General features: G+C 39.5%; 22 protein-coding genes. 4 read left to right on the top strand and 18 right to left on the bottom strand.

Annotated elements, in window-relative coordinates:
• Positions 1-2 precede the first annotated feature (2 nt).
• Entirely contained in the window at positions 3-518 is a 516-nt protein-coding gene (locus I5349_RS06825; protein ID WP_226389997.1) for a class I SAM-dependent methyltransferase, read from the bottom strand.
• A 145-nt stretch (positions 519-663) separates the two neighbouring features.
• On the opposite strand from I5349_RS06825, the gene I5349_RS06820 reads away from it, so the two are divergent.
• Positions 664-2,025 carry an acyl-CoA dehydrogenase family protein gene (locus I5349_RS06820; RefSeq protein ID WP_226389996.1) on the top strand — a complete coding sequence of 454 codons (1,362 nt, stop codon included), beginning with the start codon at positions 664-666 and terminating at the stop codon, positions 2,023-2,025.
• On the opposite strand, the gene I5349_RS06815 is transcribed toward I5349_RS06820, so the two are convergent.
• The 11 genes from I5349_RS06815 to I5349_RS06765 form a co-directional block, all read right to left on the bottom strand.
• Positions 2,022-2,843, bottom strand: coding sequence for a UbiA prenyltransferase family protein (locus tag I5349_RS06815; protein ID WP_226389995.1), 822 nt, complete (start codon positions 2,841-2,843; stop codon positions 2,022-2,024). The genes I5349_RS06820 and I5349_RS06815 overlap by 4 nt on opposite strands.
• 72 nt (positions 2,844-2,915) lie before the next feature.
• Entirely contained in the window at positions 2,916-3,800 is an 885-nt protein-coding gene (atpG, locus tag I5349_RS06810; protein WP_226389994.1) for an ATP synthase F1 subunit gamma, read from the bottom strand.
• 55 nt (positions 3,801-3,855) lie between these two features.
• Positions 3,856-5,433, bottom strand: coding sequence for a F0F1 ATP synthase subunit alpha (gene atpA, locus I5349_RS06805; protein WP_226389993.1), 1,578 nt, complete (start codon positions 5,431-5,433; stop codon positions 3,856-3,858).
• A gap of 35 nt (positions 5,434-5,468) precedes the next feature.
• Positions 5,469-6,026: an ATP synthase F1 subunit delta gene (gene atpH, locus I5349_RS06800; RefSeq protein ID WP_226389992.1), complete on the bottom strand. Its 558-nt coding sequence runs from the start codon at positions 6,024-6,026 to the stop codon at positions 5,469-5,471.
• A gap of 12 nt (positions 6,027-6,038) precedes the next feature.
• Positions 6,039-6,533, bottom strand: a complete 495-nt coding sequence (locus I5349_RS06795) for a F0F1 ATP synthase subunit B (protein WP_226389991.1) — start codon at positions 6,531-6,533, stop codon at positions 6,039-6,041.
• Positions 6,534-6,606: 73 nt separating this feature from the next.
• Positions 6,607-6,849 (bottom strand): ATP synthase F0 subunit C, encoded by a 243-nt coding sequence (atpE, locus tag I5349_RS06790; protein WP_226389990.1) that lies wholly within the window; start codon positions 6,847-6,849, stop codon positions 6,607-6,609.
• Between the two features lie 41 nt (positions 6,850-6,890).
• Positions 6,891-7,946 (bottom strand): F0F1 ATP synthase subunit A, encoded by a 1,056-nt coding sequence (gene atpB / locus I5349_RS06785; RefSeq protein ID WP_262895367.1) that lies wholly within the window; start codon positions 7,944-7,946, stop codon positions 6,891-6,893.
• 22 nt (positions 7,947-7,968) lie between these two features.
• Complete coding sequence (locus tag I5349_RS06780) at positions 7,969-8,355, bottom strand: hypothetical protein (protein ID WP_226389989.1); 387 nt, start codon at positions 8,353-8,355, stop codon at positions 7,969-7,971.
• A gap of 41 nt (positions 8,356-8,396) precedes the next feature.
• Positions 8,397-8,648 (bottom strand): AtpZ/AtpI family protein, encoded by a 252-nt coding sequence (locus I5349_RS14300; RefSeq protein ID WP_226389988.1) that lies wholly within the window; start codon positions 8,646-8,648, stop codon positions 8,397-8,399.
• A complete protein-coding gene (locus I5349_RS06770; RefSeq protein WP_226389987.1) occupies positions 8,605-9,039 on the bottom strand; it encodes a bactofilin family protein in 435 nt (144 codons plus the stop codon). The genes I5349_RS14300 and I5349_RS06770 overlap by 44 nt, the downstream gene beginning before the upstream one ends.
• Before the next feature lie 4 nt (positions 9,040-9,043).
• Positions 9,044-9,907, bottom strand: coding sequence for a M23 family metallopeptidase (locus tag I5349_RS06765; RefSeq protein ID WP_226389986.1), 864 nt, complete (start codon positions 9,905-9,907; stop codon positions 9,044-9,046).
• Between the two features lie 100 nt (positions 9,908-10,007).
• Here I5349_RS06765 and porW point away from each other — a divergent pair, with 100 nt between their 5' ends.
• The 3 genes from porW to uvrC all read left to right on the top strand — a co-directional run bounded on the left by porW (position 10,008) and on the right by uvrC (position 16,750).
• Positions 10,008-12,575, top strand: a complete 2,568-nt coding sequence (gene porW / locus I5349_RS06760; RefSeq protein WP_226389985.1) for a type IX secretion system periplasmic lipoprotein PorW/SprE — start codon at positions 10,008-10,010, stop codon at positions 12,573-12,575.
• 5 nt (positions 12,576-12,580) lie between these two features.
• Complete coding sequence (locus I5349_RS06755; RefSeq protein WP_226389984.1) at positions 12,581-14,881, top strand: penicillin-binding protein 1A; 2,301 nt, start codon at positions 12,581-12,583, stop codon at positions 14,879-14,881.
• Positions 14,882-14,953: 72 nt separating this feature from the next.
• Positions 14,954-16,750 carry an excinuclease ABC subunit UvrC gene (uvrC, locus tag I5349_RS06750; RefSeq protein WP_226389983.1) on the top strand — a complete coding sequence of 599 codons (1,797 nt, stop codon included), beginning with the start codon at positions 14,954-14,956 and terminating at the stop codon, positions 16,748-16,750.
• A gap of 48 nt (positions 16,751-16,798) precedes the next feature.
• On the opposite strand, the gene I5349_RS06745 is transcribed toward uvrC, so the two are convergent.
• The 6 genes from I5349_RS06745 to I5349_RS06720 form a co-directional block, all read right to left on the bottom strand.
• Positions 16,799-17,818, bottom strand: coding sequence for a hypothetical protein (locus I5349_RS06745; RefSeq protein ID WP_226389982.1), 1,020 nt, complete (start codon positions 17,816-17,818; stop codon positions 16,799-16,801).
• A 6-nt stretch (positions 17,819-17,824) separates the two neighbouring features.
• Positions 17,825-19,453, bottom strand: a complete 1,629-nt coding sequence (gene porM / locus I5349_RS06740; protein WP_226389981.1) for a type IX secretion system motor protein PorM/GldM — start codon at positions 19,451-19,453, stop codon at positions 17,825-17,827.
• A 35-nt stretch (positions 19,454-19,488) separates the two neighbouring features.
• The gene (gene porL / locus I5349_RS06735) at positions 19,489-20,280 is read right to left on the bottom strand and encodes a type IX secretion system motor protein PorL/GldL (protein WP_226389980.1); all 792 of its coding nucleotides are present in this window, start codon (positions 20,278-20,280) and stop codon (positions 19,489-19,491) included.
• A 47-nt stretch (positions 20,281-20,327) separates the two neighbouring features.
• Entirely contained in the window at positions 20,328-21,488 is a 1,161-nt protein-coding gene (porK, locus tag I5349_RS06730; protein ID WP_226389979.1) for a T9SS ring complex lipoprotein PorK/GldK, read from the bottom strand.
• Between the two features lie 117 nt (positions 21,489-21,605).
• Positions 21,606-22,574 carry a PorP/SprF family type IX secretion system membrane protein gene (locus tag I5349_RS06725; RefSeq protein ID WP_226389978.1) on the bottom strand — a complete coding sequence of 323 codons (969 nt, stop codon included), beginning with the start codon at positions 22,572-22,574 and terminating at the stop codon, positions 21,606-21,608.
• 79 nt (positions 22,575-22,653) lie between these two features.
• Positions 22,654-23,433 (bottom strand): uroporphyrinogen-III synthase, encoded by a 780-nt coding sequence (locus tag I5349_RS06720; RefSeq protein WP_226389977.1) that lies wholly within the window; start codon positions 23,431-23,433, stop codon positions 22,654-22,656.
• Positions 23,434-23,463 lie beyond the last annotated feature (30 nt).

The following is a 23,463-nucleotide window of genomic DNA, read 5'->3' as shown; positions in this document are numbered from 1 at the left end:
AATTAATTCAATTTATAAACCCTCGACTTTATCCATCCATTGGAAAAATTAGTGGATTTATCCAACTGATATCCTGCATCTATCAGATGTTGATGATAGTTGGGTAAATTCCTCCTTGGGTGTTTCACAAGTACTCTAAATAAATTAATCATACCCCAAGTCAGCAATTGATGATTAATTTTTCGACTGGGGTAAAAATCAGTTATGAATAACTTAGCTTTCAAATGAAGCTTATTTTTTAAAGATGCTAACAAATAAGCAATCGACTCATCATTCATCGTATCCAAAACAAAATGTAAAATGACAGCATCAAACTTTCCTTGAACACTGTCTAATCTATCACTATTTATAAAATATAGATTATCTTTTCTTAAATGATGTTTGGCTCTTTGAAGCATTGAAAGAGATGCTTCCAAATAGACTACTTGGCCACTATGTGAACAAATCCAATCAACATAGTCTATCCCATCACCTCCTCCAATAATCAATACATCTGCCTGTGTATCGATTAGATTCATATCATGTAGTTTGGCTATCTTTAAACGATCAGCAAAAACAATTCGGCTCAATTTCGTATAAAAAGGAGTCAGCCACTTGTAATGGTCTGATCGATCATTGTTAAAGTCTTCCAAAACAGTTAATTTTTAATTAAAAGAGCGACCTATGAAAAATTTCCTCAGCAGCCTATCTGGCATTCGCAAACTACTCTCTAATATAGATATAAAGCAAATCGCAGCACTATCCGAAAAGGTAGATCTTGGCAAAATGGTCAACATAGTTTCTAAAATGAGCGAAGAGGATCTCGCCAAAATGATGAAAATGATGTCTGCTGGTGGAGGAAAAAAAGCTCCTAAACCTGAAATAGAAGGAGACTTCTACCACTTGAGCGATTTACTAAGCCCTGAAGAGCGTGCCATTCAGCTGAAAGTACGCAAATTCATGGAGGAAGAAGTGAAGCCCATAGCCAATGACTATTGGAATAGAGCCGAATTTCCTCACCAACTCATTCCTAAAATGGCTGAGCTCAACATCTGCGGGGTCACTTATGAAGGCTACGGCTGTCCTAATCACTCAGCCTTGTTGGAAGGCATTTTAGCTATGGAAATGGCTAGAGTGGATAGCTCTATTTCTACCTTTTTTGGAGTACAAAGTGGCTTAGCGATGGGCTCTATCTACTACTGCGGCTCAGAAGACCAGAAGCAAAAGTGGCTTCCCAAAATGCAAAAAATGGAAGTTATCGGTGCTTTTGGCTTGACCGAGCCAGAAGTAGGTTCTGGAGTAGCTGGAGGTCTCACGACTACCTGTCAGCGTGATGGAGATACTTGGATACTCAATGGTCAAAAGAAATGGATCGGCAATGCTACATTTTCTGACATCACGGTCATATGGGCAAGAGACCTTGCAGATCAGCAAGTCAAGGGCTTCATTGTAGAAAAAGGCACCCCAGGCTTTTCTACTGAAAAAATGGAAGATAAGATGGCGCTCCGCACCGTACAAAATGCACTGATTACTATGAAAGATTGCCGTGTGTCTGAAGTCAACCGCTTACAAAACGCTAATTCCTTTAAAGATACGGCTCAAGTACTCCGCATGACTCGAGCAGGTGTAGCATGGCAAGCAGTAGGCTGCGCAAGAGGGGCCTATGAACTCGCTCTAGCTTATACGATGGAGCGTAAGCAGTTTGGCAGACCGATCGCTGGCTTCCAAATGGTTCAAGATCTATTAGTCACTATGCTAGGCAACCTCACCGCTATGCAGACGATGGTATTCAGACTTTCTCAGCTACAAGACGCTGGTAAGCTAACTGATGAGCAAGCTAGCTTGGCCAAAGTCTTCTGCACACTCAGAACGCGAGATATAGTGGACAATGCCCGCGAACTCTTTGGGGGTAATGGGATTCTTCTCGAACACAGCATTGCGCGATTTGTAGCAGATGCAGAGGCTATATACAGCTATGAGGGCACGAAGGAAATCAACTCACTGATCGTGGGTAGAGCCATTACGGGACAGAGTGCTTTTGTTTAAATATTCAAAAAACCTACCATAAAAACTCCATCAGCTAATGCTCTATAGATGCCATTATAGCTTAGGTTTTTATAGAAAAGAATCAAAAGCGTATGAACCAAAGCAATCGTGATCAAACAGAAAGTATATGGCATAGACAACTGAAAAAAGAACGCTCCTATAGCGATCAAACAGAGTAATATGATCCCATATAACTTTAAAAATAACCTAGAATTACTTTCTCCTACGATCAAACTCAAACTACCATACTGATGGATACGATCACTTTCTTGATCCATATAGGCATAAAAGAAGAGGTTTTTAAAAGCTAGTAGGATATATATCACTGTAGCAAAGTAGAAAGTCTCTGGCAACAGTCCTTCGTACCACATCAAAGGTCCCGCAATTAGGCCAAATACATATAAAATAGCTGTTAAGACTTCTTTAAAGATGACCTTGGTAGGAGGTAAAAAAGATATCACTAGTAAATATGATAAGACTAAAATACCTCCGACACTACCAATGAAGAAGAGCTCCTTTTTGAAGATAAAATTCCACCCTAGCAATAGTCCTAAAAATGTGACTGCTAATAAAATCACCCAAAGATATCTTTGATACCGCTGATGAAAAGCGTGTCTATCAGTGTGCGCAATAAAGGTGAGCTTCCTGACATCCCAAAGATGATCAAATGTATAGATCACCCATACGGCCATCCCTAATAAAAAATAAAGTCTGATAGGTAAGTATACTTCTAACAACTCAGCAAAAAAATACATCCCAGCACAAGCTCCCAAGACTACGTCCAATGACAACCACTGTATGTATTTATAGTACTTCATGCATCAAATATCTTATAAAATAACAAAGCCCACCAAAAGGCGGGCTTTATCAATCAAATATATTTTCTAAGATTAAGCAGAGAGTGCATTGGCACCTGCTACGATCTCAAGGATCTCATTAGTAATAGCTGCCTGACGCGTTCTATTGTAAGTCAATCTAAGTTCTTTGAGCAATTCACCCGCATTTTCAGTGGCTTTATCCATCGCAGTCATACGAGCGCCATGTTCAGAAGCATTACTTTCTAGCACTGCTTTGTAGAATGTGATCTTAAGAGACTTAGGCACTAGTTCTTCTATAATATACTCTTTTGATGGCTCGAAGATATAGTCAGTAGATGAAGCTTTCTCTTCACTTACTTGCTCTTCTATACCTATCGGCAGAAACTGCTCCGTTCTTACTATTTGAGTTGCTACGTTTTTAAACTCGTTGAAGATAATCTCTACCTGATCATAATCTCCTTGAGCGTATCCATCCATAGCAAACTCTGCTGCTGCACGAACTCCGTCAAAACTTAAATCTGTGAAAATAGAGTAAAAGTCTGATACGACATTGATATTGCGCTTTCTGTAATAATCATACACCTTCTTACCTAGAGGAAGGATAGTCACATTACCAGCAGCATGTTGTTCAGCGTACTTACCGTTCAAAAGTACGTTAGTAGCTTTGATGATATTACTGTTGAATGCACCGCAAAGACCTCTATCAGAAGTGATCGCTACGATCAAAACCTTATTGACTTCACGCTTATCTGCGTAAACTAATTCGATGCTACCTTCAGCACCCGAAGACACATTAGTAAGTATTCCATTGAGCTTCTCAGCATATGGGCGCATTTGAACAATCCTGTCTTGAGCTCTTCTCAACTTTGCAGCTGCTACCATTTTCATGGCTTTAGTGATTTGTTGTGTAGATACTACAGAAGTGATTCTTTGCTTTACTTCCTTTAAGTTAGCCATATTCGCTTGTATATAAATTCCCTACGAACTAAGCTCGCAGGGAATCATTGATTGATTACTTCTTATACTTTGGAGCAAGTTCTGAAGTCACTTGCTTGATAGCAGCAGTCGCTGTATCGATATCACCTTTTAGAAGTGCTTGAAGCGCATCTTTGTGTTGAGCATCCATGATCATGGCAAACTCTTTTTCAAAAGCTCTTACTTGCTCAACAGGGACTTGGTCTAGCATGCCTTTAGTTGAAGCGATGATGATCGCTACTTGTTGCTCCACCTTTACTGGAGAGTACTGGCCTTGCTTCAAGATCTCTTGGTTTCTACGACCTCTTTCGATCACGAGCTTAGTAGAAGCATCTAGATCAGAACCGAACTTAGAGAAAGCCTCAAGTTCACGGAACTGTGCTTGATCAAGCTTCAAAGTACCCGCTACTTTCTTCATCGATTTGATCTGAGCAGATCCACCTACACGAGATACAGAGATACCTACGTTGATCGCAGGTCTGATACCTGAGTTGAAGAGGTTAGTCTCCAAGAAGATCTGACCATCTGTGATCGAAATCACGTTGGTAGGGATATATGCAGATACGTCACCCGCTTGTGTCTCGATGATTGGAAGTGCAGTCAAAGATCCACCACCTTTTACCAAATGCTTGATAGACTCAGGAAGATCGTTCATTGATTGTGCGATGCTGTCATTGGCATTGATCTTAGCCGCTCTTTCTAGCAATCTTGAGTGAAGGTAGAATACGTCACCTGGGTATGCTTCACGTCCTGGAGGTCTTCTAAGTAGAAGAGAAACCTCACGGTAAGCTACGGCTTGCTTAGACAAATCATCATAGACGACTAGCGCAGGACGTCCTGTATCTCTGAAAAACTCACCAATCGCAGCACCTGTAAATGGCGCGTAGAATTGAAGAGGAGCTGGATCAGCAGCAGAGGCCGACACTACTACCGTATATGGCAAAGCACCACCTTTTTCGAGAGCTGCTACGATACCTGCTACTGTAGAAGCTTTCTGACCGATGGCTACATAGATGCAGAATACAGGTTCACCTTTTTCGTAATATTCTTTTTGATTAAGAATCGTATCAATAGCTACAGCAGTTTTACCTGTCTGACGGTCACCGATGATCAACTCTCTTTGTCCTCTACCAATTGGAATCATTGAGTCAATCGACTTGATACCGGTTTGAAGAGGCTCATTTACTGGCTGTCTGTAGATTACACCAGGAGCTTTTCTCTCTAATGGCATTTCATAAAGATCACCAGCGATAGGGCCTTTGCCATCGATAGGATTACCTAGTGTGTCTACAACACGACCAAGCATACCATCTCCTACTTTTACTGAGGCGATAGTTTTAGTTCTTTTGACGATATCACCTTCTTTGATCTCTTTAGAGTCTCCAAGAAGCACGGCTCCTACGTTATCTTCTTCAAGGTTAAGCACTAGGGCTCTTAGACCACTTTCAAACACGAGCAATTCACCCGCTTGTGCTTTAGTCAGTCCATATATACGGGCTACACCATCACCTACTTGAAGTACGGTACCCACTTCTTCTAGTTCAGCCTCAGTTTTGTGATTTGAAAGCTGCTCTCTCAATATCGCTGAAACCTCATCTGGTCTTACATCTGCCATGTATCTGAAGATTTATTTAGTTGTTCGATTATTTCTTAATATTTCTTTTCATATAGATTAGTACCAAACTCCACTCTCAATGCTTTGAGATGTGAGCTGATAGACTCATCTATCTGTCTGTCGCCTACTTTAAGGATGTAGCCACCGATCAGGTCTGGATTGACCTTTTCTAGCAACTCAACTTCCTTTCCACTGATTTCTTTGACGATGCTTCTAAACTTCTCTCTTAATTCCTGTGTCAAAACAAACGTAGTAGTGATCGTAGCCTCTTGTACATTTGACTGCACATTATACTGATGATGAAACTCAGTAGCAATCGCTGGCAAATCACTCTCTCTATTTTTTCTAGTAATGATCTCGAAGAAAGAAAAAGTCAACTGATCCACTTTATCAGCAAAAATCGCTTTGAGGATAGATAACTTCTTAGAGTGATTGATGATAGGGTTTTTTAGCATCAATACAAAGTCAGGATTGAGCTTGCAGGTACTGCTAAAAAACTGCATATCACGATTCACCTCTTCTAGGACACCTCTTTCTAAGGCTAGACCCAAAAGCGACTTAGCGTATCTTGAAGCTACTTGTGTTGACGTCATTACTCAGTTTAATTAATTTAACTTAAGATCTTTCACATAACCCTCTACTAACTCTTGCTGAGCTTTATCTTCAGAAAGGTTCTTTCTGAGGATTTTCTCAGTCACTTCGATAGTCAATAGGGCTACCTGATTTTTCACTTCTGATAAAGCTGCCTTCTTCTCAGTATCGATAACAAGTTTGGCATCTTCGATCATTTTTGAGCTGATTTTAGAAGCTTCAGTCTTAGCATCTTCAGTGATTTGTTTTGCTGCTTCATTAGCGCCTTTGAGGATATTGTCTCTCTCAAGCCTCGCTTGCTCGAGCAACTTCTCATTTTCTGCTTTCAGATTTGCCATTTCCTTTTTAGCATTTTCAGCTGCCAAAAGGGCATTTTCAATCGAAGCTTCTCTTTCAGAAAGCGCTCCTAAAATTGGTTTCCAAGCAAATTTTCTCAAGATCAACAATACGATCAAGAAGATAATCGCTTGCCAAATAATCAGACCCGAATCTGGAATAATTAAATCCATGGATTTATATGCTAAATGTGAATAAACAAGATAAAAGAAGAAGAGCCTAACGCCCTCCTTCTTAAAGTTTTAATTAAGCAGTAGCGATCAAAAGACAAACTAGCACTCCGAAAAGAGCTACACCTTCGATCAAGGCTGCTGCGATAATCATTGCAGTCTGGATTTTTCCACCAGCTTCTGGCTGTCTTGCGATTGATTCCATAGCAGAACCACCGATTTTACCGATACCAAGGCCTGCGCCTAATGCTACAATACCTGCACCGATACCAGCACCCATAAGTCCTAGAGCTGCATCAAGTAATAATGAACCTAACATAGTTGTTTTTATTTATGATTATTAATTAAACTGGTTCTCTCTTAGTGGTCATGTGCCTCTTCTACCGCTCCACCAAAGTAGATCGAAGAAAGAAGTGTAAACACATAAGCCTGAATAAATGCTACAAGTAATTCTAAGAATGTCATAGCAGACCCTAGAGCAACACTGACTGGACCAACAGCCACTGACTGGAAGATAAATATCAAACCAATAATGCTCAAAATGATAATGTGACCCGCAGTGATGTTTGCAAACAAACGTATCGTCAATGATACAGGCTTAGTAAACATCCCGAGAATCTCCACAGGAATCATGATCAACAACAATGGCTTCGGAACACCTGGCATGGCAAATATGTGTTTCCAATAGTTCTTGTTAGCTGAAAATGTCGTGATGATAAATGTAAATACTGCAAGAGTCGCAGTGATAGCAATATTACCCGTCAAGTTTGCAGCACCTGGAAGCAAACCCAAAAGGTTATTGATAAATATGAAGAAGAATACTGTCAAAAGGAATGGCATAAACTTCTTATAGTGATGCTTACCAATATTTGGGATAGCTATCTCGTCTCTAACAAATAGCACCAAAGGCTCGATCAATGACTGTACACCTTTAGGAGCACTTACACCATTTTTCTTGTATCGATTAGCTACTGTGAAGAAGACTGCAAATATGATCGCTACAGAGATGAGCATCGAAGCTACATTTTTAGTGATCGAAATATTGAAAGGCTTAGCATTGGTCGGATGCCCATCTGCATCCATCGTCAAACCACCATTTTCATCAGCAAGGTAGATTTTCTCATGGTATTTAAGGTAAGTGTTTTCACCTCTCACCACAGGTACTGAACCATCATCAGTATGGTGAAACTCTCCTGAAGAAAACACGTCTAATTTACCATCCGTAATAAGGATAATCGGCAATGGAATAGAAATAGCATGATCTCCGATATCAACTATGTGCCAATCATGGGCATCTTTGATATGGTGCATGATAAATGCTGTCTTGCCTTCCTCTTCTTCAGCAGCCATTACTGGGCTGACATTGAGAGAGATAAATGATAATAATAAGAGACTTGCTGCTAATAGTTTACGCATTATTTTGGCTTATTAGTTAACCCTATTTTGAATGCGGGCGCAAGTTACTTACTAAACCATATATATCAAAGCAGATATACAACAAATAAATTACAAAAAAATTGGCTACAAACAGAATCTTATCCTCTGTACCGCGATATAAATAGACAAAAGCAAACATTAAACTGAAAAAGAAACGAACAACCATAGCGGTAAAGTAAAAACCCGCGAACTTTTCTTTGCTATTTCCCGCTGCCCAAAGTGAAACTGTATGGGTCAAAAGGTTTAAAACAAAAAGAAATATAAATATAGAATATACGCTGTCGTGAAGCACCTTATCTTCTGTAAAAGAAGGCACTACATAGATCAATCCCACTATAAAGGCACTGAAAACTAGTAGTTTAACTATACTGATGAGGATCTCTTTCATTAACTCAGGCTTTTTGTAGAGCGCAAAGATAGAGACATTTTTTAGTTTGAGCGGCCTTCCTTGTCTGCATCGTGTTTTAAACTTTTAAAAACACCGTACAAAGCCCCAAAAAAACAAAAAAATGACAATCCTACAAGCCACGCAGGAAAGTCATTTTGATAGTATCGGTCTAGCTTCAGACCTATCCAAGCTCCCGCTCCCATGATGGCAAACATCTGAAAGCCAAGCCCAGTGTATTTTAAATAAGTATTAATATTGGACGGCTTCTTTTTCTGGCTTTTTGAGTTGTCCATTTTCAGTATTTTTTGAAGCTCCTTTGATCTCTTCTAATGTGCCCATTTTGCACTGTCCATTGAAAGAAGCGCCTTGCTCAATGACGAGCTTAGTAGTCAAGATATTTCCATAGATTTTACAAGAATTCTTAAGCATCAAAATCTGAGAACATTTGATCTCGCCTTTGATCTCACCTGAGATTTCTGCCTCAGCTGCAAAGATATTACCCTCTATTAAAGCTGAGTCTCCTACTACTATTTTAGCTTTAGTAGTGATGTTTCCTTTCACATGACCTTCTATTCGGATATTACCTTGTGTTTCCACATCACCTACTATTTTGGTCTCTTTGACGATGATGTTGCTTGAGTTTATCACGTCCACTGCTGCTCTCTTTTCGTTATCTTTAAACATGTCTTTAAAAGGATATAAATTCTTCTGGATTTAAAGGGTTTCCCTTGTACCAGAGTTCAAAATGCAAATGCTGTCCAGAGGTCAATTCCCCCGTATTACCAATAATAGAAATTATTTCACCACCACGCACGAAATTTCCGACTTTTTTCAACAATGATGCATTATGCTTGTAGACAGAAATCAGATCATTGGCATGCTGAACAGCGATCACATACCCTGCATCTTGAGTCCAAGATGCCATCAGTACGGTACCGTCCGCCACTACTTTTACCGGTTCGTTTTTTTGTGACACAATATCCAGACCAAAATGATCTAGCTTTGGATTAAACGATGAAGAAACAACTCCTTGTATAGGGCTAAAGAAAAAAAGTTCTGTAATCTGCGACTGTGCGGTGGACTGATTGCTCAAATCCTCGATCCCCATGCCTTCAAATTCCTTCCTAAACTCCAAGTCGATGGCGCTTTTACTCATCAAGTTGATTTGGTCAGTGTTAGTTAGGACATCTCCTGGCTGTTCAGGTGTCAAGCTCAAGTTGACAGTGTCTTCTCCTATGATAGATTTTAGATTTGCGAGATATACCTCTCTGCTTTCAGAAACCTCGAGTAAGGAATCTACTGTGATGGATAGTCCCATGATTTTTCTGTTGTTTTCCATCTCCAAATACTCAGGGTCAAACCAAGGAGCCATGACGGTCTTGGCCATGACTAAGCCTATGACCACTGAGAAAACAAAACCCAGAAAAAAGAGCATGAAGATCCTAGCATAGGTCACACTAAAAGAAGTCTTGACGGAGAAGTTTTCCTCTCGCCTCACTACAAAGAGATACTTTGTAGATAACCAATGAGATATTTTCTGCTTTAGGTTCAAAATCTTTACTTTTGATGGGGTACAAAAATATATATTAATATTTTGTAACGTTTACTATATTACACGAAATGTGAAAATTACTTTCACAACTATATCATCTATGTCAGATCGCATGCCGAGCAAGTATTTCAAGTATTTTTTTGTCCTGCTCATGTCATTTCTCTTCGCATGCTCAGCAGAAAAAGACACCCTCACTAGCAAGCTCTATCATAATACCACTGCTTACTACAATGCCTACTTCATTGCGAGAGAAGATATCCGCGAAGTAGAGCAAGCTATCAAGGAGGATCATAGAGATGATTTTTTAAAAACCATACCCATCTTCTACGCAATAGACAGTACAACGATCGAATCTAAAGTAGAATTGTTGAATGATGCTATCAAAAAAGCTTCCATCGGCATCGAGTGGCACAAAAATAGTGATTGGGTCTATGACTGCTATTACATGATTGGCTTAGCTAATTTTTATAAAGGGAGATTTGCGGACGCCATCACAGCATTTAAGTATGTCAATACCAAGAGTGATAAGCCTGACCTCCGACATGAGGCACTTATCAGCCTCATGAGAGCCTTCATGTACTATGGCGAGATGGACAATGCCTATGCAGTATCTGAGTTTTTGTCCAAAGAATCACTCAATAAAGACAATCAGCGTAGGTTTGCGCTGATGATGGCTCACTACTACGAGCTAAAAGGTGACCTCAATGGTATTGTCAAATACTTAGAAGAAGCGCTGCTTTATACCAAAAAGGGTAAAGAAAAATCTCGCTACTACTTTATCCTAGCACAGATCTATCAATCGCTAGATTTTGAAGCTGCGGCCTTTGACTATTATGATAAAAGTCTAAATGGAAATCCATCCTATGAGCAAAGCTTCTATGCACAGCTCTACATGCAGCAAGTATTTGAACTGAAAAAGACTAATGACCTCAAACGTGTCAGAAAATACTATGAGTCTCTTCTAAAAAACAAAAAGAACAGAGACTTGAGGGATGTGATCTACTATGAGATGGGGATCTTTGAGACGCGCCAAAACAATCTAACAGAGGCCGCTAAAATGTACCAACAAAGTGCACAAAGTAGCAGAAACAATCCTTCACAAAAAGCCTACGCTTATCTCAAGCTATATGCGCTGAATTACTATGATTTTAAAAATTTTAGTCTTGCTCAAAATTATTTAGACAGTGCCTTTATCACCTTGCCAGATAGTGAGATAGCACTGGATAGTCTCAGTAAGAAAAAGGAAATTCTAGACACTTTCAATGGATTTTACCAGCAAAGAAACGAAGCTGACAGCCTCATTCGGCTCAATGCACTAGGTACTACTGCACAAAGAGTGTATTTTGAAAAATACCTAGCTGAAAAAGAAGCCGAGAGAATCGCAGCAGAGAAAGCTAATAAGAAAAGACGACTTTTTGGTTTGCTCAGCAGTGATCCAAGTGGTAGTAGTCAAGTCAGTACAGCAGATGGCAATACTTGGTATTTTTATAATATAGATGCCGTCAACCAAGGGCGACTAGAATTCAAACAAAAGTGGAGTAGCAGACCACTGGAAGACAACTGGCGAAGATCCATCAAAGAAGTGAGTGGTACAAACGAGGAAGAAATCTCACCAGAAGAGGAAGAGGTAAAGGAAGAAGAAGTAGAAGAGACTGAGTTGATCTCTGCTAGTACACTGATGGAGCAGATTTATAGAGATAGTACGCAGATAGCCACCCTCAAGGTGAGCTTATCCGAAGCACTTTTCAGATTAGGAGAGATTTACTTCAATAATTTATCTCAAAACTTAGATGCAGAAAAATCCCTCTTACGCCTCATAGATGAGTTTCCTGACAGTGAGTATCATGCAGAAGCTCTCTATCTTCTACACCTCATTAGCCTTGAGCTGGACAAAGCGGAGCAAGCAGCTAGTGCAAAACAGCAGCTTATCGACCAATATCCTAGTTCGACTTTTGCTCAGCTGCTACAAAATCCCAACTTCCGAGAAGAAGAGTCTGCAAACAATAGCATAGTTGGTCAAAAGTATGCAGAAGCATATTCGCTCTATGAGCAGGAAGCTTATCTATCCGCATTAAAGCTCATCAATGAAACCTTGGAGGCTTACCCAAATACAACTCATACAGAAAGACTTCTACTGCTTGAGATCATCGTAGGTCAAAAAATGGAACTCAATAAAGCGCTATACGATGAGCAACTCAAATCCTATATAGAAAATGTAAAGGATCCAAAGCTCAAGAGTATGGCACAAAAGATGCTAGATGTCAGCCAGCAACTGATCAGTAGCCAACAGATCATTCAAAGTGGTTTTTCTACTAATCTCTCACAAGTCCACGTACTTGCAGTAGAAGTTACCGATAGCAAAGCAGACGCTGAGCGCGTATCCGCACTCGTCAATGCCTTTAATGAGCAATACTACAGTGATAGTATGCTAAAAAGTGGTCAGGTTGCCTTTGATACTAAAGTAAGTCTCGTACTCGTTAGCCCATTGGCCAATAAGCAGCGAGCACTTGAGTATCTTGAGCAGTTGACGATATATATCGCAACAGAAGACCCGCTTTTAAAAGCTAAAATTGATACTTTTGTAATTACCAATGAGAATTATCAAAAGTTGAGTACTGATAAAAATCTAAGTCAATACAAAACATTCTTTAGGCTGAACTACAAATAAATACCATGTCAGAAAAAGTGAAAAAACCGCTTCGTAAAAAAGTGATCAAAGGACTTTGGATCCTATTTATAGGATTCATAGTAGGACTCCCTTTATTTATGGGCGCTGTTAGCATCAATTTCCTTGGGCTTTTTGGCTCATTGCCGGACTTCAGACAGTTGGAAAATCCAGAGACCTCTATAGCCTCTGAACTCTTTACAGCTGATGGAAAGTCGATGGGTAAATACTTTAGAAATAACAGAACTCCCGTACAGTTCAACGAGCTATCTAAAAATGTAGTCAATGCATTAATTGCTACAGAGGATATTCGCTTCTATGACCATTCAGGTGTTGACTATATTGGTCTGGCTAGAGCTGGCTTCGGAGTAGTCAAGTATGTACTGACCTTCGGTACAGCTAGTCTAGATGGCGGTGGTAGTACTGTGACGCAGCAGCTAGCGAAAAACCTCTTTAGAACGAGAGGAGCAGAATCACAAGGACTACTAAGCAATGTCCCGATCTTAGACATGGTGATCATCAAAGCTAAGGAGTGGATCGTAGCAGCTAAGCTAGAGCGCTCATATACTAAAGAAGAGATCATCGCCATGTATCTCAATACGTTTGAGTTTGGTGGCAATTCATTCGGTATCAAAACAGCTGCTAAAACTTTTTTCAATAAAGAACCCAATGAACTAGCTATTCAAGAGGCAGCTGTTCTTATTGGATTATGTAAAAATCCAAATTATTATAGCCCTGTAAGTAACCCTGAGAACTCTCTAAGAAGAAGAAATACCGTGCTAGCACAAATGCACAAGTATGACTTTCTCACTACGGCACAATTTGATTCTTTGAAGCAGACAGAGTTGATTTTGGACTACAAAGTTCAAAATCAGAATGAAGGGCTTGCCACTTACTTTAGAGGAGTAGTCGCAGAAGAATTGAGGCTATGGGCGATCTCCAACGGCTACGATATCTATGAAGATGGATTACGTATCTACACGACCATTGATAGTCGCATGCAGCAATATGCTGAAGAAGCTGTCGCTAATAATATGAAGGCCCTTCAGGAAAAGTTCATCGCCTCACTTGATGGCAGGGAACCTTGGATAGATGAGAGAGGTCGAGTACTTCCTGGATTTTTGGAAAATTCCATTCAACGAACTGAAGTATACAAAAACTTAAAGAAACACTATGGTAACGATACTGACTCAATCAATTATGAGCTCAATCGTAAAAAGAAAATGAAAGTGTTCTCATGGAATGGTGAAATAGACACACTCATGAGCAGTATGGACTCTTTGAGATACTATAAGCATTTCTTACAAACTGGATTTATGGCAATGGATCCACACACAGGCCATATCAAAGCTTGGGTAGGAGGAATTAATTTTAAATACTTCAAATTTGATCACGTACGTCAAAGTAAGAGGCAGCCTGGATCTACTTTCAAAGCCTTCGTATATGCTGCGTCTATAGAGAGTGGATACTCTCCTTGCTACCAAGTCATCGATCAGCCTGAGACTTTCCAGCTGCCTGGTCAAGATCCACCTACTTGGACTCCGCCAAATTCCAATGGCGTATATAGCTATGAAAAAATGACTATCAGAAAAGCTATGGCCAACTCAGTCAACTCGATCACAGCTCATATGATGAAGAAAGTAGGGCCTAGAAATGTAGCAGAAACAGCGAAAAGAATAGGTATCACCAGTGAGCTAGAACCAGTACCCGCACTATCCTTAGGTGTAAACGATGTCTCATTATTTGAGATGGTGGGTGCTTATGGTACTTTCGTCAATGAAGGTGAGCATATCGTGCCTTTTTATATCACGAGGATAGAAGATAAATACGGTAATCCTATAGAAATCAGAAGCCCGCAGAAGAAGCAAGCCATGTCTGAGGAGGATGCCTATCTCATGCTATACATGCTGAGAGGCGCTACAGAAGAAGAAGGCGGAACAGGTATGGGATTAAGCAAAGAGCTACGTGAAAACAATGAAATCGGTGGTAAAACAGGTACTACTCAAAATGCTTCTGATGGATGGTTTATGGGTGTTACCAAAGACCTTGTAGCTGGTGCTTGGGTAGGTGGAGATGATAGAGCTATCCACTTCCGCAACTGGTACGATGGACAAGGTGCAAGAACAGCTAGGCCTATCTGGTCAGAATTCATGACCAAAGTTTATCAAGACTCTACACTGGGTGTCACAAAAGGTGAATTTAAGAAACCAGCGAGGCCACTATCTGTCACCCTCAACTGTGATGAAGTCACAAAAACTGTTGATGAGTTTAATGAGTATGAATATGGCACAAGTGTAGATGAATTTTAGTCTATAACCAATTCCTCAAAAGGTCTCTCAGTATTTGGGAGACCTTTTTTGATTATTTTTGTTAACATATTTATGGAAGTACCACACTATACCCCTTCAGACATTAGCAAGCTACCAGATCAACCTGGTGTTTATAAATACTTCAATGCCAATGAGGATTTGATCTATGTGGGAAAAGCCAAAAGTCTAAAAAAGCGTGTAGGCAGCTATTTTGTAAAAACAGCAGGGATCAATAGAAAGACGCGTAAAATGGTGTCTGAGATCAAAAAAATTGAAATCACTATCGTTGACTCTGAATTTGATGCACTACTACTTGAAAATGCGCTCATCAAGAAAAGCCAACCTAAATACAACATATTGCTCAAGGATGATAAAACTTATCCTTACATCTGTCTGACCAAAGAAAACTATCCTAGAATCATCCCAACAAGGAGAGTCATCCCGAGCAGAGGCACTTATTTTGGACCATTTGCGAGTGTAGGAGGGATGAAGAACGTCTTGGATTTGATTCATTCACTGTTTACTATCCGCACTTGTAAGCTAGACCTATCCCCCTATCAAGTACAGAGTGGTAAATACAAAGTTTGCCTAGAATATCACATAGGAAATTGCCTAGGCCCTTGTGAAGGAAAACAAAAAGAATCAGACTACGACCAACAAATCGAGCAAGCTAAACACATTTTAAAAGGCAACTTGGGGATTGCTAAAACTTACTTTAAAAAGCAAATGCAAGATGCCGCTGAAGAGTATCTATTTGAAAAAGCACAACACTATAAAAATAAACTGGAGCTTCTAGAAAAATACCAAGCCAAATCCCTAGTAGTCAATCAATCAATCGCAGACATTGATGTCTTTAGTATAGTATCTGATGAAAAAGTCGGTTATGTCAATTATCTGAAAATCAAAAATGGCACGATCATCCTCACCAAAACGGTGGAAGTAAAGAAAAAGCTAGATGAACTAGATGAAGAACTCCTAGAAACCGCTATCGTCAGACTGAGGGATAATTTCAATAGTGAAGCCAAGGAAATCATCACCAATATAGAGCTTTCGGATAGCTTCATAGAGGCAGATATTCAAGTGCCTAAAATCGGAGATAAGAGAAAACTGATAGAGCTATCTCTCAAAAATGCACTTTACTATAAAAAAGAAAAAGCACTTGCATTAGGAGCTACCAAAGACAAAGGGAATAGAGTACTCAAACAGTTACAAGCTGACTTGCAGCTCAAAGAACTTCCAGATCATATCGAGTGCTTTGATAACTCAAATATCCAAGGTACAAATCCTGTAGCCTCCATGGTATACTTCAAGAACGGGAAGCCTGCCAATAAAGAATATAGACACTACAATATCAAATCAGTAGTGGGACCAGATGACTTTGCTTCCATGAAGGAAGTTGTAGGAAGACGGTATAAAAAAGTCTTAGAAGAAGGTCTTCCTCTTCCAAAGCTCATCGTCATCGATGGAGGTAAAGGTCAACTTAGCTCTGCTTGTGAAGCTTTAAGGTCACTAGACCTATATGGCAAAATCCCTATCATTGGAATCGCCAAACGGCTGGAAGAAATCTACTTTCCTGGAGATCAATTTCCACTACACATCGATAAGAAATCTGAGTCACTTAGACTTCTTCAAAAAGTACGAGATGAAGCACACCGCTTTGCGATCACTTTCCATAGAAACCAGCGCAGCAAAAATGCTTTTGGGACTAGTCTCACAGATATAGAAGGGATAGGAAAAGCCACAGCAGAGAAACTTCTCAAACAGTTCAAGTCAGTCAAAAAAGTACAATCTGCTACACTTGATCAATTAACTGAAGTACTAGGAAAAGCAAAAGCTGAAAAAGTATATCAGATACTTCAAGACAAATAAAAAAGGGAGATAACTCTCCCTTTTAATATTTTTTATTTAACAGTAAACTTAGTATTCCCAAAGAGTCGCCTCGAGCTCTAGCAATTTTTGCTCAAACTGTCTTGATGCAATTCTAGCTCTCTGTAAGCCTGCACTTCTAAGATTTTCAAGCTGCTTTTCAAGTTTTTCTCTTTCTTCCGCTTTGATATCGTCTCTACCAAGTCTCTGAGTGATGTTATCAATCTCAAACTGAACATCACCTTGTACCAATTCTACTATTCCCTGATCATCAGGGTTCGAGTATTTAGTGATGAAGGAACCAAACAAACGTAAAGCAAAAGCATCGGTTACCGAAAGGTTTTTTGCCCTGTTTTGAGGATTGATCCACTTAGCATTTTTATTGTCTTGGAAGTACTCATAGAAATCTTGATAAGGAATTCTGCAGATAGCATTGCTACTACCATCAGCGATATCTGTGAAATATACCGTGATGAAGTTCATATCAAATTTAGCTCTACTATGCTTAGCATCTACTATGAAGTCTTCTTGAATTTCTATTTTGAAAAACTCAGTAAAAGTTAATGTCAATATATCCTTTACATCTGCCTCAGATAATACTATCGTTGAGTCAGGGCCTAAAATACTTGATACTAACTCTTGATTAGCTAAACTTTGTGTTGTACCGCTATATCTTAAAATCGTAGAAACAAATTCTTTGAAATCGAGATCCTTTGGCATGTAATAAGTCCTATACTTAGTATTGAACTGATCTTGCACTTCAAAAGGCTCTTCACCAAGTTGTGGAACCGCGTATAGAGGCAATTGACCAGAAAGCAATCCGTTTAGAATTTCTTTTCTGATATCAAAGCCTTTAGAAACATAAGGCTGATTGATCTTTTCATCAAAATACATGTCTCTCCATAGTGTGATAGAATACATCACATCATCCATTCTGATAGTATCTATCGAATAGGACTTGTATTCATATCTCGGAGTATCACCGACCTGAGCGGATGACTCATGTGTTGTCAGCATCATAGCTGACAACACAGAGACAAACATGAAAACTTGAAGCCTTAGTTTGTTCATTATCTATTATTGTTTTATTCTAAGCTGAATAACTTCTCTTTCACCAGCTATCTTGACTTTGATCTTCTTTCCTTGGAAGTTCGTTCTTTCGATAGACAAGATCTCAAACACTAACGTCTCCCCTGGTCGAATATTACCTCTAAACCTAGCAAGGTTAATATTAGATCCTGTGATTTTTCCTAGTGATTGACGTTGACCAGCAAGGTTATTGACATAAATATTGCCATCAGTGATCGCAAAATTATTGTCTTTAGCCATCGTAGAGGCAAAAGATTCATCAACTAATAAGCTTAAATCAACTGCATTTGGAAACTGAACTGGATTAGTCAAATCTACTGGGTTACCCCCAATTTTGATTTGAACCTTTGGCGCTGGTACATCTCTCACTTGGTACTGAAGTGTTTGACCAATTTTCGAGCCACCATTGAATACTTCTATTCCTAAACTAGATCCAGGATTAGCAGTTGGAACGATAGTTACTTGTCCAGGCTGTCCACCTTTAATCGCTGTTCCTCCTGATATTCTAAAATCAGGATTATAGTTTACACCAAGTGCTGGCACTTTAATCGTCAATTCATTCGCGCAGTTAGCATAAAGTTGCTTTACTACAGCTGCTTCAACTTCGATCACTGGCTTAGCTACTAAATAGTCATACTTAACAGTAAACGTAGTATCCTTACCAGCATTGTTGATAGTGATCTGACCTTCAAATGATTTCTTAGCCAAACCATCAGGGCCATAATTGCCACCAGTTGCAGTAAACTCTACTTTACCAAAGCCATTCTCTACTGGAATAGAAGAGCCATTTACAGTCATACGAGGCGTGATGCTAGAAGAAGATGCTGCGATGAACATTTGTCCAGTAAACTTAGTCCCTTCCGCTACTACTCTTGATTCCGCATTGACCATCGCATTGATGACGTCTGACTTGATATAGATACTACCTACAGTGCTTGAAATAGCCGCTAAAGCTTCTGACTCAATATTCAAGATATCATTTTTGTACTGAGCAAACACTGCCAACACACCACCTACTGGAGCTTTTTCAAATGTGATCTTCTCATAAGAAGCATTTCTCACATCAGGCTCAGTAGATTTAGCGAAAACAGGGATGTCCTTCGCATCAAGTGCAACAGGCTGGAAAGCTAAATCAATTCCTGCTTTTTGCTTAAGCAAAGCTGAAACTTCTTCACCGTATGAATTTAGGCGCGCTTTCATTTCCTCACCCTTCTTCTTAACAATGAAAAGTTCTCCAGTAACACTAGTGTTCTTTAATGCTCCTGTTCTATAAGTCTGTGAGCTTTCATCAATGGCATTAGATTGATTGATGAGCTCCATTCTCGTTTCTTCGATATAGGCAATTACCTCGGAAGTTTTCTCTCTAACCTGTTTTGCTAATTCAACCTTAGGAAGTTCTTTAGAACTATTTCCTAACTGCTCTACTGCTTTCTCAATACTTAAAACCGCAGTTTCATTTTTGGTTGTTGTATTAGAAGCTGTTCTATTCAAAGCATCTTCAATGAAGATAAATTTTTCTAGTATCTTACTACTCACCTGAAGGGCAAGCATGGCTGTGAGCACCAGATACATCATGCCCACAAGCTTTTGTCTTGGGGTTTCTTTTCCTCCTGCCATAATTTCCTAATTTAACTCGTTAGCAATGATTTAAATTAAGCCTTCATAGCTGAAAGCATACCGCCATAGACTTTATTGAGAGAACCAATGTTTTGATTTAGTTTACCCAATTCTGCTTTGAAGCTTTCTGTTTCTTTACTTGCTTGATTCATGCTTTCCATCGCTGTATTGATGTTTGCATAGAATTTATTCATCGCCTTCAAGTGGCTATTAGCATCCTGAAGTTCAAGCTCATAAACTGCATTAAGTGCTCCTAAATTTTTAGTAATTTTCACTACTTGCTCTTGATACTGCTTAGCATCAACAGTAGCTGCAGACATTCCCGTCAGTGCCTCAGCTGTAGTAGCATAAGACTTATTGATTTCAAGAAGGGCAGTAGAAGCAGTTTTGATGTTTTTAGTATAATCCGCTGTTGCTACAGAAGCATCCGCAAATGAATTCATCTTAGAAGCATTATCTGCTAGATTTTTCATTCCTTGACCAAGACTATTGATCAATTCAGGACCAATCTTAGCATCTGCAAGCATTTTATCTAATTGTTGTGTGCCAGAGACAGCAGGTTTGTTACCTCCCATTCCTCCACCTTCTTGAAGTGACTTGTTGAACAATTCCCAATCAGCTTCAGCATGCTTAGGCTCAAAGGCAGAAAGGAAGAAGATAACTGCTTCCGTACCGAGACCTGTACCAATCATGATAGATGCACCTGGTAAATCCAAAATTTTAAACATAGCACCAAGAATAACGACTGATGCACCGATACCGTAAATTTTAGGCATTAAGTCTCCATAGAAGTACTCCTTAAAACCCGCTTTTCCTTTGCTAGACATAATTTTTTAAAGTTAGTGGTTATTATTATTTATTAGTTAAGTGTTTCTTATTGTCCAAAATCAGCTCCTGATCTACCAAGATACGTCATCGCGCATCTAAATCCAATATAAGCTGTTTGTTCATCTTGATATTCGTAGGTTCTAGTACTTGTTTGTAAGAAATGAGACATATCTTTCCAGGATCCACCTCGTACCATTTTCTTAGGCTCATTGACGTCTTTGTAAACTGGATCTAGATCCCAATTAGTGGCTTCCGCTTTTGGATTAAAAGCATCTTCACACCACTCTGCTACGTTTCCAGCCATGTTGAAAAGTCCGTAGTCATTAGGCAAGTATGCATCTACAGGCGCTGTGTATGCGTATCCATCATCGATATAGTTACCTCTGTTTGATTTGAAGTTAGCTAACATACAACCATTTTGATTGGTCATATATGGTCCACCCCAAGGATATTTAGCGATGTCTTTCCCACCTTTAGCAGCGTACTCCCACTCAGCTTCAGACGGTAATCTGAAGTCAGGCATGTCAAACTCTACAGTTTTGCCCCTTTTACCAGCATCCTTATTGTTATTCAAGTGAATAGTTCTCCACTTAGCAAATTCCTGTGCTTGATCCCAGCTAACGCCTACTACAGGATAATCGTCAAATGCTGGATGCTCAAAGTAGTAGTTCATCAATGGATCTCCATAGTGGTTCGTAAAACTCTTAGTCCAAACTTCTGGATTTGGCATCAAGTCAAACCCTGCTGGTATTTCATAGGGCTGTCTTGCACCAGGATCAGCTGGATTAGCTGCTGCCACAGGACCTGCTCCTGCTCCAGCACCAGCGTTTGGATCGAGTGGTCTTCCACTTTCATCCAAAAGTCCTACATCTACTAGGAATTGACGATACTTGTTGTTGGAAACTTCATAAGCATCCATATAAAATGGGCTTATCGTAATTCTGCGGTTGGAGTTGATGTTTGAAGCGGTAATGTCCTCATCCGCTTGACCCATCATGAAGGTACCTCCTGGTATCGCAACCATTCCATAGGGCAAAATCATATTCCACCCTTTACGGTCAGGCACACCAGTGACTTCCCCTCTTGAATTTAATCGAGCCATTTGTTTGCCTTGTTTGTTTCCCAAGAGGCTGCAACCTTGTAAAAAGGTCACTAAAGCAATTGAAAAAGCGAGCAAATAAATTCTCGAATACAGTTTTTTATACATAAAGCTCAAAATTAACTCTACTTAATTAATTTTATCTCTAACTCGTTAAAAATGAGATCGAAATTTAATATAATCCTCTTTAAAATTTACAAATTTCAAATAAATTAATTGTGAAATTTAAAATCTGAAGCGAGGAGTTCTCACCACTGATCTGCCTCCTAAGCTTGCGCTTTTGGAAGGAATCCTGTAAGTCAACATCAGCTCATGAGAGGTAGGCTCTTTAGCAGCTTGACCAGCTATCACTAAGTCAAATGCATATCCAAGCTTTAAACTGTTGTCTTTCAACAAGCTATACCCTATCAATAATGAAGCGGACTCTACACTCCTGTAGGCAACCCCGCCACTGATTTTATTTTTATGTGTAGCGATAACGCTAACATCATAAGAAAAATTATTCAATGCAACTGTTTTCAAAAGAAAGCTTGGAACGATCTCCAAGTTATAAAATGAGTTGATTTTGTATCCAGCAGACAAATATGCATGATTTTCCAGTGGATTGGTGATACCTTCTGTACCAAAATCAAAATCTTGTCTCACAAGATGTCTGCTACTTAGTCCCACGAAGTAGTCATCTGTATCAAACCATACACCCACTCCAAAATCAGGATTCATCTGAGTCTCTCTTCCAGTAGCTGGCACCAGTGGATCTGGTCTCACCACTTGAAACTCTGCAAAATTCAATGCCGCAGAATAAAAGCCTGCTTGAACACCAATACTTAATCTACCTTGAGATAAATCAATATGATGCGCAAAAGACAACTTGAAATCTATGCTAGATGCAGCCCCTTGATTATCATTCACAAAACTCAAGCCAACACCACTTTTTATTCCTGTCAGTGCATGAGAAACATTGAAAACTTGAGTTGTGGGATCTGTAGCAGCTGTAGAAGTATTGTTTGAATAGCCCAACCATTGAGATCGGTGAAGTACAGAAAAAGCAGTGCCTCCTTCAGCTCCAGCTAGTGCCGGATTATAAAAGAGGCCATTGTACATGTATTGCGTCAATTGCGCGTCTTGTTGTGCATAAAGACTGTAGGATGCTAATAAGGCAACAAGCGATAGAAAAATGAGGCGCATCTTCTTCATAAATTGAATTTTAATATACGTAATAAAATCAATTTTAGTCTTAATGGTTTAGAAGAATACGAAAAAGCACCTCTCAAGATTATAACCCGTTAGCTTTTTTAATGTAAAGCTCTAAGGCTCCCGTCATAGATGGTGCATTTGGCATAGGGGCTTCTATGTCCAAAATCAAGTTGGCCTCTCTAGCCGCAGCAGCAGTGGTAGGACCAAAGGCGGCTATTCTCGTATCTCCTTGAACAAAATCAGGGAAATTAACAAAGAGCGACTTGATACCTGATGGGCTGAAGAAAGCCAAGACATCATACTTGACATCATCCAAATCCGAAAGATCGCTAGCCACTGTCTTATATATAATAGCCTCAGTGCAGTGAATACCACTTTTCTCCATAAACTCAGGGATATCATCCTTTCTGATATCTGAGCAAGGGAAAAGGTATTTCTCGTTTTTATGCTTTTTGATAATCTCCAAAAGCTCTACCGCAGTCTTGGTACCTGTAAAGATTTTTCTCTTTCTGATTACTATATATTTTTGGAGATAGTTAGCAGTCTGCTCTGAGATACAAAAGTACTTCATATCTGCTGGAACTTCGACTTTGAGCTCTTTGCAAATTTCAAAAAAATGGTCGATCGCATTTCTACTCGTAAATATGACCGCTGTATGGCTAAGTATTTCTATTTTTTGCTTCCTAAAATCCTTGATAGAAACTGGCTGAATCTCAATAAATGGTCTGAAATCAATCTTCAACTTATACTTCTCCGCTAGCACTATATATGGAGACTTGTCATCAGTAGGCTTCGGCTGAGAAACCAAAATACTTTTAACTGGCTTAAATCTGCTGTCTTTGGTAGTAGTCTTCGTCATATTGAATTTGTTTTCCCTATCCTAAATCTA

The organism is Penaeicola halotolerans (assembly GCF_016464625.1).
Lineage (GTDB): Bacteria > Bacteroidota > Bacteroidia > Cytophagales > Cyclobacteriaceae > Penaeicola > Penaeicola halotolerans.
This window is presented reverse-complemented; position numbering and strand designations above follow the sequence as displayed.